Genomic DNA, 14,664 nt, shown 5'->3' with positions numbered 1-14,664 from the left:
CGGCCTCCTCGAACAGGAACCGGCGCACCTCGTGCACGGGCTCGGCAGCAACACGCCGGTCGTGGGGCCGGAGGCGGCCCGCGCCCGCCTCGACCTGATCCACCATCACCTGGGCCCGCTCGCCGCCGAGGTGGAAAGCCTGATCGGGCTCGCGCACAGCGACGGGCAGCAGCTCGTGGCGGACATCCGGGCGGCCCAGTCGGCTGTCCGCGCCGAGGCGCGTGCCTGGGCGCAACAGGCCACCGAGCTGCGTGATCAGGCCGACCTCGCACTTACCGCCAGGGTGGACGCCACCCTGGGGGTGGCGCCTGACCATGTCTTCGACCGGCTCGTGATCGGTGGTGGCTGGGCCGCGACCGCCGATTTCGTCACCATGGGGGCCGCTGCGGACGCTGGCCACGGCCTGCCGCCGGTGCTCTGCATCTCGCAGGGACACGACCCGTGGGCGGAACGCCAGGCGCTGCTGATGGGACAGATCCCGTCGGAGCTGGAGCTGCCTGGCCTGCCGTTCCAGCCGGGCGACCTGGCCGAGGAGGGCACCCAGTTCACCCCCTCCGACGTTTTCGCCGACGCGGTGGGCGCGGCGCGGGCGCTCTCCGGCATGCCGACCTACCAGGGCACCGCCACCTCGATCACGCCCCGGCCGGCCGACGCCACGGGCTGGCCCGACGGTGCCAACTTCCGGGTGACAGTCAACGGCCGGGACGTTTACACCACCTCCGTCGACATCGCCAGCGGGCCGGGACCGTCCCGGGTGCCGAGCGTGCCGGCCGACGCCACCGGCAGCTACGTCGACCCGACCACCGGCTACCGGGTCGACCGCTCCGGCAGCACACCGCTGTTCCGGGACCCGGACGGCAACCCGATCGCACCGGAGAGCGTGCCGCCGCCCGTACGAGCCGTTCTCGGTGGCCCCGGCGACAGCCGGTCGGATCTGCCGCTGCTCGCGGATCTGACCGGGCGACCCACCGATCCACTGGTGGTCGACCCGACGTCCGGCTACGCCGTGGACGTCACCATCGGTCAGGTTCTCGACCCCGACGGTACGCCGGTGGATGCCGGTACCGTGCCGGCCGAGGTCGGGGCCCGGCTGGGCTTCGCTCCGGACGGATCGTTCAGTGATCCCCGGCCGTCCGCGCCGCCTGTCGACTTCGGTGGGCAGAACCTCGCCGACGCGTACCGCCCCGGTGACCGGGTACTCGTCTTCGGCGCGGGTGCCTCCGGCGCGTGGGACATCGAGCAGGCAGTGGCGTCGCCCGCCGCGAGCGTCGACTGGTCGGCCCGCGCCATGGACCCGCCGCCCGACCAGCTCACCGGTGACCCGGATCAGGACGCCGAGGCACGCCTGCGGCACAGCTTCGGCGGTGGCTACAACCGGCGGAACACGCTGCCCGACGTCGGTGCCTACGCCGAGACGGTGCAGAGCCAGGTCGACCGATCGCTGCGGGAGATCGTCAGCCTCCGGCACACCGTCGACGGTGGCTTCCTGGTGGAGTTCACCGACGGCAGCCGGCAGACGTACGACCGGGTGGTGCTCTCGATCGGCCAGGCGGCCGAGTTCCCGGGAGGCGTCGCCGGCCTGCTTCCCGACCTCGACCTCGCCCCTATCGAAGGGCCGGCGACCGATCCGGTAGGCGGTGCCGACGTGCTGGGACTTCACGACGGTAGTGGTCAGCTACGCGTTCTGGGCGCGGCAAGTGTGGCTGGCCCGGTGCTCGGCAGGGTCGACGAGACGGTGGGGGAGGCGATCCGTCGTCAGGCCGGGGCGCTGCCGGCCGACTCTCGGGGAATCGCGCCCAGCATCCGGTTCCACGCTCAACGGATCGCCGAGGCCAACCGGCCGGCGCCGCCGGCCGCACCAGGTGACGGTCCGACCACCCCTGGTTCCCCGTCCGAGCCGGACGCCTCAGACCTCCTCCCACCCGACACCGAGCCAGCGCCATCCCCATTGGACGTCCAGCCAGGGCAGGGCTCCGTACCGGGCGATCAGTTCCCGCCCGAGCGGGGGCATCTCGACCGAGATGGGCTTGCCGTCGATGTCCTGCCCGGATCCCTGGGCGGTGACCTCCACGGGGTTGCGTCGCAGGTCGACGTAGCGCAGAGCGGGGAGGTTACGGGTGGCGGCCAGGGCCTCGGCCCCGGCCCGACCGATGCCGCAGCGCGCCAGACCCAACCAGCGGAGCCGACGCAGGTACGGCGAGTCGACGAGGATGGCGAGCCCGTCGTCGCCGATCGGGTTGCCCCGCAGGTCGAGGGCGACCAGGCGGTCGAGGTGGGCGACCTGGGCGACGTCCGACATGAGGCCGGTGGCCTCGACCAGGACCAGATGGCGGACGGGATGGTGGGCCCAGACCTGCTCGCTGTGGTCGATGAAGGCACGGGCGGTCATGGTGACCGATTCGATCAGGCCGTTGCGGATCCGCCAGTCGACGAGCAGGTGCGCGACGCCGGCGGCGAGCCGCTGGCGGAGTCGCCGGTGCAGGAGCATCACCTCCCGGGTGTTGCGGATTCCGTCGAGGTCGAGGCGGATCAGCGCGGCGTGCTCGGGGTCGGTGGTGCCGACGGCGTCGGCGTAGCGTCGCCGCAGGTCGAGGTCGTCGGGATGGGCGAGGATGGCGGCGTAGAGGTCGGCGGGCGTGGCCATGACGGCAGCGTATCGACGGATGGCGCGCTCACCACCACCCCGGCCCCGTCATTGCCGGAGAGCCGCCGGTTCGGGCCTGGTGAGCTGGCGCCGCTGGAGGATCCACGCTTCCAGGACGATCTCGCGGCGAGCCTTGAGACCCCGCAGGGGTACGCGATCTTCGCGGACCCGTCGACCCATCCGTACGGGCGACTGGTGAACGACGGCGGACCGGAGCAGCCTGGCCGCGCCAACAACTGCATCGACTCGTCGCTGGCAGCACTGGCCAGCTTCCACGGCGACCCGCAGGTGTCCGTACCGCGATGGGCGGACCGGTTCGACGACGGCTCGATCGACCGCGTCACCGGCGAGCGGGGCGGACCGGAGCGCGCCGAAGCGTGGATCGGCGGGGAATGGATCGGCGGTCCCGGCAGCCTGCCGATGGACCCGTCCGCCCGTGCGGACGCGGTCGCCGCCCAGTACGCGGACCTTTACCGGCAGGTGGCGAATGCCGGCCCGGGAGCGTCGGCGCTGGTGGTGGCGGACTGGCTGCTCCTCGATGCGGCCGGAAACGTCGTGCTCGACGATGCTGGCCGGCCCGAGGTCGACAGCTCGCACGCCTTCGTGATCGTCTTTCCGGCGGGCGCCGACGCGCCGGTGTGGTGGGATCCGCAGACCGGGACGACGTCGGTGGAGATGCCGGCCGCCGATGTGCGGGAAACCCACGCCCTCTGGGCGATGATAGTGCCTGACGGAGAGGGGCGAGTTGACCGAGGACGAGGCGCTGACGCTGATCAGCCGACTGCTGCGAACCGGGAATCCGATCGTGCTTCGGGAGTTCGAGTTCGGCTGGCTGGCCCGGGAGAGACTCTCGGAGCGGGAGCGGACCTCGGGGATGCACGTGGGCCAGGGCAGCTACATCATCGACCGGTCGGGAGTGATCACAGTGCATTCCAGCCTGCCGCCGCGTCGGGTGATGGAGGAGTACGCGCAGGCGCGACGCGAGGGCAGGATCAAGGGCCGGCAGGTGTGGCCCGAGGCGGACCCGACCGCCTGACGCAACCGGACGGGGCGGCTGGGGACGTCGGGCCCACGGGCCCGGGTGACCCTCCGGGACCGGGCGCTGCCGGCCCCGCGACCGCTGCTGACGGGCCCGATCTGCGGCGGGCTGCCGCCGGTACCACCTTCGGCGGCGCGCTGCTCGTCGCCGACGCAGGGCGTACCTCGGCCGCCGTGGAAGCCGCACTGACGGCAGATCCGTTGCCCAGCGGGGCGAGTGTCGACCTGGGCGCCGGCACCATCACCCTGAATACGGTCGACGGCCCCTACCGGGTACGCATCGAGCTGACCGACCCTCCGGCGAACGCGCCACTCGTGCCCGTCGCCACCATCCAGTACGCCGTCGATGGCGCCGTGGTGCAGGTGTCGACCGGCGCACACCCGGATCATGTCCGCCGCGCGGTGGTCGCAACTCTCGCCGAAGTGGACACCGTCGCGCAGGATCGGGCCGCCGGGCTGCGGCTCGACGCGACCACGGCCCTCGCCGAAGGGGCCCGGCCGGAGGCCGGCGGCGTCCGGATCGTCACCGCTCGGGACGTCGGTCACCTCGCCGAGCTGCGGGTCGTGCTGAGTGACAGCTTCGCCACGACCGATCCGGCCCGGGCCAGCCAACTGCGGGCCGAGGCGTTGAGCCTGCTCGTCTCCTCCGGCCTGCTGGAGCAGGAGCCCCTCCATCCGGTGCACGGACACGGTGACAATGTGCCGGTGGCCGGGCCGAAGGCGGCCCAGGCCCGCCTCGATCTGATCCGGAACCAGCTTGGTGACCTCGCCCCGCAGGTCGAGAGCCTGATCGGGCTGGCGCAGAGCGACGGGCAACAGCTCGTCGCAGAGCTGCGCGCCGCTCAGTCGGCCATTCGCGCCGAAGCCCGGGCCTGGGCCCAGCAGGCCACCGCCCTGCGTAACGAGGCCGATCTCGCGCTGACTGCCCGAGTGGACTCCGCGCTGGAGGCAGCACCGGACCACGTCTTCGGCCGGCTGGTGATCGGTGGAGGCTGGGCCGCCACCGCCGACTTCGTCACCCTGGGAGCCCCGGCCGACACCGGGACCGGCCTGCCGCCGGTGCTCTGCGTCTCGCAGGGACACGACCCGTGGGCGGAACGGCAGACGCTGCTCATGGGGCAGGTCCCCACGGAGCTGGAACTCCCCGGGCTGCCGTTCCAACCGTCCGAACTGGCCGAGGCGGGTACCCAGTTCACTCCGTCCGACGTGTTCGCCGACACCGTGGGCGCGGCCCGGGCGCTCAGCGGCATGCCCACCTACCAGGGCTTGGCCACCTCGGTCACGCCTCGTCCTGCCGATGGCGCCGGGTGGCCCGATGGCGCGAACTTCCGGGTGACCGTCAACGGACGCGAGTTCTTCACCGCATCGCTGGACATCGCGGCAGGTCCCGGCCCGGCCCGGGTGCCGAGCGCGCCGGCCACCACCGATGGTCAGTACGTCGACCCGACCACCGGCTACCACGTGGACCGGTCCGGAGCGGCTCCGGTGTTCCGCGACGCCACCGGCGCGGTCGTCGACCCGGATGGCCTTCCGCCGGCCGTGCGAACCGTCCTCGGCGGCCCAGGTGCCGCGGACCTGCCGCTGCTCACCGACCTCACCGGGAATCCGACGGATCCGCTGGTGGTCGACCCGTCCTCCGGCCACGCGGTCAACATCCTGACCGGGCAGGTTCAAGACCAGGCGGGCAACCCGGTGGACCCCCGGGCATTGCCCGAGGAGGTCTCGGCCCGGCTCGGCCATGCCCCGGACGGCTCGTTCGTCGATCCTCGCCCGGCCGCGCCACCTGTCGACTTCGGCGGGCAGAACCTGGCCGACACCTACCAGCCGGGCGACCGGGTGCTGGTCTACGGCGCGGGTCCGTCCGGCGCGTGGGACATCGAGCAGGCCGCGGCCTCCGCGGCGGGGCGCATCGACTGGTCGGCTCAGGCCAGGCCACTACCGGCGCACCGGGTGACCGGTGATCCCGAAGTCGATGCCCGGGCGCAACTGGAGTTCAGCTTCAGCGGCGGGGACAACCGGCGGAACAACCTGCCGGGCCTCGGTGCGTACTCGGACGCGGCCCAGGCGCGCGTGTCGGACGTGTCGTTGCGCAGCGTCGTCGGCATCCGACACACCGTGGACGGAGCTTTCGTCGTCGGGTTCAGCGACGGCACCGAGCAGATGTATGACCGGGTGGTGCTGTCCATCGGTCAGGAGCCCCGGCTTCCCGGCGGCGTGCACGCCATGCTGTCCGAGGTGGAGCTGTCGGCGCTTGAGGGGCCGCCCCTCGACGCGGACAAACCCGTTCCCGACCTGCTGGGCCTGCGAGACAACACTGGCCAGCTCAGGGTCCTTGGCGGTGCCGCTGTGGCCGGTGCGCTCCTGGCTGAGACCGGTGCCGCCGTCAGACGGGCTGTGCAACTTCAGGCCAATGCGCTGCCAGACGACTCGCGGGGTATCCCGCCCAGCATCCGTTTCCACGCCCAACGGATCGCAGAGGCCAACCGTGGCGTCCCGCCCGTGCCGTTGCCCGACGACGGCGGCACCGCACCGCTGGAACCGTCAGACCTCGTCCCAGCGGACGACGCCGAGCAGTCTCCATCCCCACTGCTCGTCGAGCCAGGGCAGGTGTCCGTACCGGGCGATCAAGTCCTGCCCGAGCGCGGGCATCTCGACCCAGACGGGCGATCCGTCGATGTGCTGCCCGTAGCCCTGAGCGGTGACCTGAACGAGATTGTCGGACAGGTCGACGTAGCGCAGGGCGGGCAGGTTGCGGGTGGCGGCCAGGGCCTCGGCCCCGGCCGCGCCGATGCCGCAACCCGCCAGCCCCAGCCAGCGCAACCGGCCCAGATGGGGGGAATCGACAAGCGTGGCGAGCCCGTCGTCGCCGATCGGGTTCCCGCTCAGGTCGAGGGCGACCAGCCGGTTGAGGCAGGCGACCTGGGCGACCTCGGTCATGAGCCCGGCGGCCTCGACCAGGACCAGGTGGCGGACGGGATGGTGGGCCCAGACCTCCTCGCCGTGGTCGACGAAGGTGCGGGCGGTCATGGTGACCGACTCGATCAGGCCGTTACGCAACTGCCAGGTGTTGAGCAGGTGGGTGACCGGCTCGGCGAGCCGGGGGCGGATGCGCCGGTGCAGGTACACCGACTCCCGGGTGCCGTAGGACCTGGCCAGGTAGAGACGGATCAGCTCGGCGCGTTCCGGGTCGGTGGCCTCGATGGCGTCGGCGTAACGCCACCGCAGGTCGAGATCGTCGGGGTCGGCGAGGATGGCGGCGTAGAGGTCGGCGGACGTGGCCATGACGCCAGCGTATCGACGGGTGACTCGATAACTGCCGGTGCCGTTCCGGGCTCCACCTTCCATGGTCTGGGCCGCCCGGTCGCCGACGCGGTAGCGGTGCTGGATCTGGCCCGGTCCGTGCTGCCGCAAGTGGCGCCGTACGCCCAGGTGGACGCGGTGGTCGCGGTCGGGCCGGAGCTGTTCGAGATCCGCTCCGCCGGGCAGCACCCGCTGACCGTACGGCTGACCAGTGGCCCGTTGACCGACGGCCTGGTGGCCCGGTCGCACCGTGACCCCGACGGCGCCTTCACCGTCACCGTGTCCGACCGGGCCGCCGACCAGGTGGTGGCACGGGCGCTCGCGCACGAGGTCGCCGAGCTGGTGGCGCTGCACGAGACCGGTCGGGCGCTGGTCGGCCCGCTGGACCCGGGCAACATCCACGGCCCGATCGATCCGGCCGGACTGACCGCCCACGACCGAGGTCGGATGGCGGAGATCCGGCTGCTCGCCGCCACGTACGCCGCCGACCCGGCCGCCCGACCGGCCGTACGCGCCGAGATCGACGCGCTCGCCGGTCACCTTGGCCTGCGCGTCGGTGATCCGGACGTCCGGTCGCGATGGGCGCTGCTACCTCGGGACGTGCTGGCGCACCTGATGCAACTCAGCGTGCCGTCGATCACGCCTGACGCGGTCTCGACGGTGCTCGCCGGTGCCGCCACCCTCACCGAGGTCGAGCGGATCAGGATGATCGACTACCGGGCCCGGCTGGCACCGGAATTTCAGGTTCCGCAACAGGCGGAGCTGGACGCGAGGCTGCGGGAACTGGCGACCGAGGCCGAACACGCACAGTCCGGCATGCCTCGGATGCCCGCCTTCGCCGGGCGGATCGTCGGTATCCCGCAGGCACAGCTCGACCGGATCCGGGCTGTGGATCCGCAACTCGCCGACCGGCTCGCCACCGAGGGCATCTATGTCGACCTGACCGGGCGCTACGACCTGCGCCCGTACATGGTGCCGAGCGTGCCCGCCGTCGACCTCGGCGCTGCACGGCCGGCGTTCGACCTGACCACCGAGGCCGGGCGGCGCGCCCAACTGCACGAGGATCGGCAGCGGGCCCGAGCGGCACTGCGCAGCCTCCGCAGCGACCAGGCAGCGGCCCTGCTCACCGGGCACGACTTCCACTACCAGGGAACCGCCAGGTGGATGGGGCTGGTACCGGACGTTCTGACCGAGGCACTGCGCAGCATCACCCCGGCGTCGACGGCCACCCCCGCCACCGTGGAGAGCTCCGCGACGCAGGAGACCACCGGAGAGATCCGGGTCGTGGCCGACCGGGTGACCCTGCCACCGGAGTCGGCAGGCCAGCCAGGTCCGGTCTACGGGCCGGCGTTGGACGCCCGCACCGGGCAACCGCCGCCGTTGTTCGACGGAGCGCCGAAGCGGGAAGACGTGCAGCAGGGGGCGCTCGGCGACTGCGGCATGATCGCCGTGATCGGCTCGGTCGCCGGCCAACTGCCGGACATCGTCGCGCAGATGTTCCACCCGAACCCGGACGGCTCGGTCGACGTGCTGCTGCACGAGACCAGTGGGCCCGACCGCGCGGTCACACCTACCGGCCGACAGTTGCGGGTGACCGTCTTCCCGGACGTGCCGTTGCATCCGAACTCGAACGGTCGCAGCGCGTACGCCGACCAGTCCGTGGTCGGGGCGTCCTGGGCGTCGCTGCTGGAGAAGGCGATCGCGGCGATCGACCGTACCTGGACCCAGCAGCGCCACGACCAGTGGCAGCAGCAGTGGACGGCCCGACCGGGCGTGGACGCCACGCAGGCCGCACCGCTCGGCTACGCCCGGCTGGACAACGGCAGCAGCCGGCTGGTGCAGGCGGAGCTGCTCAGCCAGCTCACCGGCCTGCCGACCGGAGTCAGTGAACTGGACCCGACACCGGGACGGGAGGCCGACGCCGAGGCCCGGCTGGCGGCCCTGCTTGCCGCCGGCAGCCCACTGATCACCGGCACCCGGCCGGCCAGCGCCTACGCTGCCCAGCCAGGCGGCAAGCCACCGTACGGACTTGTCGCGGGGCACGCGTACGAGATTGTGTCGGTGTTGAACGGTGAGGTGCAGCTGCGCAACCCGTGGAACTCCCGCCACCCGGCACCGATGCCACTGCGCGCCTTCCTCGACCTGATGAGCCCCTGGTACGCCCACGTCGAGCCGGCACGCAGCACGGTGGCCGCGCTGCCCGGCTCGGAGTTCCACGGTCAGGGCCGTCCTACCGCCGACGCCCCGGCCGTGCTGGACCGGGCCCGGACCGTGCTACCCACCCTGGCGGAGACGATCGGCGCGGACCAGATCGTGGCGGTCGGCCCCGACGTCTACGAGCTGCGCGCGCCCGGCCTGGAGCCGCTGCGCGTGCGGGTCACCGCCGCCGCGCTCGCCAGCGGCGTCGTGGCGCAGACCATCCGCAACCTGGACGGCACCTTCACCCTGACGATCTCCGATCGTGCCTCGGACCTGGCGGTCGACCGCGCGGTGGCTCACGAGACCGCCGAACTGCTGGCCCGGCACGAGTCCGGCGCCGCCCAGGTGGGGCTCTTCGATCAGGGCGCGGCGGAGGGGCCGATCGATCCCGCCGGCCTTTCGGTCCGGGACCGGGGCCGGCTGGCCGAGCTGCGGCTGATGGCCGCCTGGTACGCGCAGGCTGATCCCGCCTCCCGGCTGGCGCTGCGAGCCGAGATCGACACCCTGGTCGACCGGCTGGGCCTCCGCTGGGGTACGCCCGACGCAGCGGCCCGGCTCGCGGTCCTCCCCGCCGAGGTGTGGACCCAGGTGATGCAGCTGAGCCTGCCGGTGATCACGCCGGAGGCGGTGGCCGGCGCACTGGCCGTCAACCCCAACCAGACGATGGTCGAGCGGTTCCGCGCGATCGATTACCGCAGCCGGCTCGCTCCCGACTTCCAACCGCCACCCGCCGCCGACCTGGCCGCGAAGCTGCGCGAGTTGGCCGTACACGGAGAGCAGAGCCAATCCTCGCTGCCCCGGATGCCCGCCCTCGCCGGGCAGCTCATCGGTCTGCCGCCGAACCTGCTTGACCAGGTCCGCCGAGTCGACCCACGCCTCGCCGACCGGCTCGCCACCGAGGGCATCTACGTCGATCTGACCGGCCGCTTCGACCTGCGTCCGTACACCCTCGAAGGCGCCCCCGAGTTCAACCTGGAGAGGTCGGCCCCCGCGTACGACCTGAACACCCCGGCCGGCCGAAGCGCGCTGCTGATCGAGGACCGGACGCGGACCTACGCGGCCTTCCACGTGGAGTACGGGTCGAATCCCGCCGCCGTCGCGGTGCTCACCACGCACAGCTTTCATTACCTGTCCGACGCGCGGCGGATGGGCCTGGTGCCGACGGCGCTCACCGAGGCACTGCGGGCGATGATGCCGCCCGAGCCGTCTGTCCAGACCGAGGTCATCCCGAACGTGACCACCGACGAGATCGCCGTGGCCGCCGACCGGGTGACCCTGCCCGACCCGAAGCCCAAGTATCCGATCGAGTACGGGCACCCCCTGCTCCCGGCGACGGATCAGCCGGCACCGCTTTTCGACGGCCAGCCCCGCCGGACGCAGGTGCAGCAGGGCTTGCTTGGCGACTGCGGGATGCTGGCCACGATGGCGGCCCTCGCCGGGCATCGACCGGAGATCATTCCTCGGTTGTTCGAGCCGAGACCGGACGGCACCGTGGATGTTCTGCTGCACGAGAGCGTGTTGCGCGGGGACGAAACGGCAGCCACCGGCCGGCGCATTCGGATCAACGTGCGACCCGATGTTCCAGTGCACGTCGGCAGTTCGTGGGCGGCGTATGCGAACCAGGCACTTGTCGGAACGAGTTGGGCGTCCCTATTGGAGAAGGCGCTCGCGGCGGTCGACAGAACCTGGACCAAGGATCGGCATGAGCAGTGGCAACGTGAGTGGCGCGGATGGGAGAGCAGGGACGATCCACACCGCGCTGCACCTGTCGGCTACGCGCGGCTCAACGTCGGCAGCACCACCCTGATGCAGGCCGAACTGCTCACCCAGCTCACTGGTCTGCCGGCTCGACAGACGTCGCTGGACGGCACACCGGGGCGAGAAGCGGAGGTCGAGCGACAACTGGCTGCCCTGCTCGCGGCCGGCAGCCCGGTCACCATTGCGACGTGGCCGCAGGAAATCTATCCCGGGCGCACATTGCCGTATGGGCTGAAGGCGAAGCACGTCTACGAGATCCGCACGGTGCGGGATGGCCAGGTGCAGCTACATAACCCCTGGAACAAGGAGCATCCGTCGCTAATGTCGGTGCGAGAGATGCTGAACCTGATGCAGCCGTTGTGTGCGCACCTGGAGCAGTCACCGGCTGCCGCCCTGCCGTCGCCTTCGGCGGGCGGCGGGCCCGCAGCGAACGTCCCGCCACCCGTGCCGTCGCCCCGATCGTCCGTCGAGCAGCTCGTCGACCGTCCGCTGGTCGTTCCGAGCCCGGCCTCTCCGCTGATCGATCAGCCCGGTCCGCCGGCTAAGCCCGCGTCGCCGCGCACCCTTGGTCGCACACACCTCGATGACGAGCCGTACGTGATCGGTTACTTCGCGTTGCTTGCTTCGGACGGTAGCGTGGCTGGCCTGATGGTGTCCGAGGTCGGCGGCCCGGGACGTTCGCTGCACTGGACGGCCGGTGGCGTGGTGCCGGCGCAGGCTACTCCGGCACCGGTGGACCGTGCGGAGGCCGAACGGATCGCCCGCGACGTGCTCGGTTTCGTGCTTCCCGCCGAGCCGACGCTGTACGACATGCTTGACACCTGATCGTGCCCGAGGAACCGGAGAGAGCTGGTGCGCTCGTTTACTCATGTGGCCGTCGTTCAAAACAACGCGACGACGGAGGTCGGGCTAGCGCGGTTCGGGGTGCGCTGGGTCGATGTGGGGCCGCCGGTATGCGCCGAGATCATCGTCATGCCGTTCCAACGGGACGAGAGCTTCACCCACGAGGTCACGCTCGGTGAGACCTTCCCGGTGGGCGAGGAGACCTGGCGCTTCGCGGATCTGGACATGGCCAGTGCGGACGACTGGGAGGTCACCGTCCGTCGGGTGGACGAGAACGAGGTGATGGAACCGCCGACCGGTCGGCTGTGGAAGAGAGCACGGCTGCGACCCTACGGCCAGTTGGACGAAGCCCAGCTCCAGTCCTTGGAGGCCGCGCTCGGTGCCCAGTTACCGCGTGGGTACCGCCACTGGCTGGCGCGGAACAACGGTGCGCAACCTGAGGTGCCACACCACATCCCCGGCATGCCTGTCGCACTGCTTCCGTCGGGTCCGCTGTTCGGCGTTCATCCCGAATACCCCCCGTTCGATCTGGTGCATGCCCAGCGTCGACACCGGGATCCGTGGCTCTCGCCGGCCTGGCTCGTCATCGCGAATACGGCCGCTGGGTTACTGGTCGTCTCGGCAGAGTTGGGGAACGAGAGCGTTTACTTCGTGAACGAGCTCGACCTGGTCGGCCCACCCGACCCGACCGCTGCGGCCGCGCGGGAACGGAAGCTGAGGGCGGTAGCCTGGTCGATGTACGAGTTCATCGGCCGGCTGACCCCGATGGAGCTGGACCACCTTCCACCCGCAGAGATTCACCCGCCCGGGACGTTCACGGACCCTGCTAACTACGAGAACGGGCAGCTCTGAGCAAGGTGCGGCCCGGCCGTTCGTTACGCCACCTGAGCTAGAACCGGGAGGGGAACTGGTGCGCTCGTTTACTCATCTGGCCACCGTCCGGAACAACACGACGACGAGCGTCGGCCTGGCCCGGTTCGCGGTTGGCTGGGTCGACGTGGGGTCGTCGGTGCGGGCCGAAATCATCGTCATGCCCGTTGCGGGCGGAGATGACTCCGCCCACGAGGTCACCCTCGGCGGGACCTTTCCGGTGGGAGAGGAAACCTGGCGCTTCGCAGATCTGGACATGGCCAGTGCGGACGAGTGGGAGGTCACCGTCCGTCGGGTGGACGAGAACGAGGTGTTGGATCCGCCCACCGGTCGGCTCTGGAGGCCGGCCCGGCTACGGGCCTATGGCCAACTGGAGGAAGCACAACTCCAGGCGTTGGAGGCAGCCCTTGGCGCTCGGCTGCCAGCAAGCTATCGCGACTGGCTTGGCCGGACCAACGGCGCACAGCCTGAGACGGAACATCACATCCCAGGCGTGCCGTTCACCCTGTTGCCGGAGCGCCCGCTGTTCGGGGTGCACCCCGAACGCCCCCCGATCGACCTGGCACACGGCCAACGTGTGCACCGGGATCCCTGGCTGTCGCCGGACTGGTTGGTGATCGCCAATCCGTCGGGCGGGCTGCTCGTGGTCTCAGCCAGCAGAAGGGGCGACGAGTCGGTCTACTTCGTGCACGAGTTGGACCTGGTCGGCCCTGCCGGGCCAGCCGCCTCGGCCGGCCGGGAACGGAGCCTCGCTGAGGTGGCCGGGTCGATGTGGGAGCTGATCGGTCGGCTGACACCGACGGATGAGGCAGATCATCCGGCGGCACGGCTCGTACCCCCCACTGCTGTTTCGAACTCCAGCCACGACGAGGGCGGGCAGAAGTAGCCGGACAACAGTGCTGTTCAGCTGAGCCGGGAAAGCATGCCCGCGTACGCGTCGCGGACGGCGGTGAGGCGGTCGCGCCGGAACCGGCCGGGCTCGCGCTGGTGCAGCTGGCGGCCGCGGTCCGTGGTGAAGGCGTTCGCTGGGACGACGGCTCCATCTGGCGGGATGAACTTGCCGACCTCGTCAAGTGCGGCCACGGCCCGGGTCAGCGCGGCCCGCGCCCGCTGACCGGCCTCACCGCCCCCGGGGTCGGCCGGCACCTGACCGGCGTACGCGTCAGAGACCAGCAGCCATTCCCCCGGGTCGAGTAACTGGGAGGGCTCGTCCCCGCCATAGCGGACACCACCGCCGGCCGGCGGTGCCGCTGGCGGTAGCCGAAAGAGGAACTCCCGTTCCTGGCCGCATCCGACGCAGGCGCCCGTGTACCGGCTGGCCAGATCACCGTCGTCGAGGGCCACCACCGCGCTCTGCCGGGGGAAACGCGTCTCCCCGCAGTTGCACGGGTGCAGATCCATGTAGAGGTGCGCCTCCGCGTTGGTGCGGCTCCGCAGGGGGTTCATGCGACCCACCGTACCGATCGGAGGCTTCCGCCGACGTCCCGGTCCGGCCGCTGGCATACTCGCCGACCATGGTGCTGTCACGCGGCTGGGCATTGTTCCTCACCGGCGTGGGGATATGGACCTGGGTGATCTGGCCAAGGTTTGCGGTAGCCATCTGGAACGACCCGAGGTCGTGGGCGAGCGGGGTTGCCGGGGCCTGGCCGGCGACCGCGTTCCTGTGGGTGCACGCACTGCTCATCGCGGCGTCGTTGGCTATCGGCACGGCTGTGGGTCTGCTGGGCCTTCGCGGCTGGCGGGCGTCCCGACGCGGTACGCCTTGAGCCGCCGTCCACGCGCCGCTCGGTTGTCTCCGTTGGCGTGTGGAGGGTGGGCTGGACGCACCGAAGCCGAGGCTTCAACGAGTGTGACGGGGACCGCTCCGCGCCGATTTGACGATCACTCCGCCGGGCGCGTAACTTTCTCTCTGCCAGCGCGGAACGGGCAAACAGGGCGAAAGCACTGAGAGTCAGATTCCGACTGGCACCGGGTTCGCGAGGACATCGTCCTCTGTGGACTCGGCCGGGTGG

Annotated in this window: 7 protein-coding genes and 1 pseudogene; 5 read left to right on the top strand and 3 right to left on the bottom strand. The window is 71.2% G+C overall.

The window, feature by feature from the left end; genetic code table 11:
* Nucleotides 1–1,906: 1,906 nt before the first annotated feature.
* Nucleotides 1,907–2,299 (bottom strand): hypothetical protein, encoded by a 393-nt coding sequence (locus ACN26Z_RS00915; RefSeq protein ID WP_421464476.1) that lies wholly within the window; start codon nt 2,297–2,299, stop codon nt 1,907–1,909.
* Nucleotides 2,300–2,326: 27 nt separating this feature from the next.
* On the opposite strand from ACN26Z_RS00915, the pseudogene ACN26Z_RS00910 reads away from it, so the two are divergent.
* Nucleotides 2,327–3,292: pseudogene (locus ACN26Z_RS00910) on the top strand (toxin glutamine deamidase domain-containing protein); the annotation flags it as partial.
* A gap of 2,931 nt (nt 3,293–6,223) precedes the next feature.
* Here ACN26Z_RS00910 and ACN26Z_RS00905 read toward each other — a convergent pair.
* Nucleotides 6,224–6,619 (bottom strand): hypothetical protein, encoded by a 396-nt coding sequence (locus ACN26Z_RS00905; RefSeq protein ID WP_421464474.1) that lies wholly within the window; start codon nt 6,617–6,619, stop codon nt 6,224–6,226.
* On the opposite strand from ACN26Z_RS00905, the gene ACN26Z_RS00900 reads away from it, so the two are divergent.
* The 3 genes from ACN26Z_RS00900 to ACN26Z_RS00890 are packed head-to-tail and all read left to right on the top strand — an operon-like array spanning nt 6,512 to nt 13,538.
* A complete protein-coding gene (locus ACN26Z_RS00900) occupies nt 6,512–11,764 on the top strand; it encodes a C2 family cysteine protease (RefSeq protein WP_421464472.1) in 5,253 nt (1,750 codons plus the stop codon). The genes ACN26Z_RS00905 and ACN26Z_RS00900 overlap by 108 nt on opposite strands.
* Before the next feature lie 27 nt (nt 11,765–11,791).
* Complete coding sequence (locus ACN26Z_RS00895) at nt 11,792–12,634, top strand: DUF6406 domain-containing protein (RefSeq protein ID WP_093411125.1); 843 nt, start codon at nt 11,792–11,794, stop codon at nt 12,632–12,634.
* A gap of 58 nt (nt 12,635–12,692) precedes the next feature.
* The gene (locus ACN26Z_RS00890; protein ID WP_421459593.1) at nt 12,693–13,538 is read left to right on the top strand and encodes a DUF6406 domain-containing protein; all 846 of its coding nucleotides are present in this window, start codon (nt 12,693–12,695) and stop codon (nt 13,536–13,538) included.
* Between the two features lie 17 nt (nt 13,539–13,555).
* Here ACN26Z_RS00890 and ACN26Z_RS00885 read toward each other — a convergent pair whose 3' ends face one another.
* Nucleotides 13,556–14,098: a hypothetical protein gene (locus ACN26Z_RS00885; protein ID WP_421459592.1), complete on the bottom strand. Its 543-nt coding sequence runs from the start codon at nt 14,096–14,098 to the stop codon at nt 13,556–13,558.
* A gap of 68 nt (nt 14,099–14,166) precedes the next feature.
* Here ACN26Z_RS00885 and ACN26Z_RS00880 point away from each other — a divergent pair, with 68 nt between their 5' ends.
* The gene (locus ACN26Z_RS00880) at nt 14,167–14,418 is read left to right on the top strand and encodes an SCO4848 family membrane protein (protein WP_421459591.1); all 252 of its coding nucleotides are present in this window, start codon (nt 14,167–14,169) and stop codon (nt 14,416–14,418) included.
* Nucleotides 14,419–14,664: the final 246 nt, after the last annotated feature.

Source organism: Verrucosispora sp. WMMD703, from assembly GCF_049178935.1.
GTDB lineage: Bacteria > Actinomycetota > Actinomycetes > Mycobacteriales > Micromonosporaceae > Micromonospora > Micromonospora sediminimaris.
The sequence above is the reverse complement of the archived record's forward strand: the minus strand, read 5'-3'. Positions and strand labels throughout refer to the sequence as shown.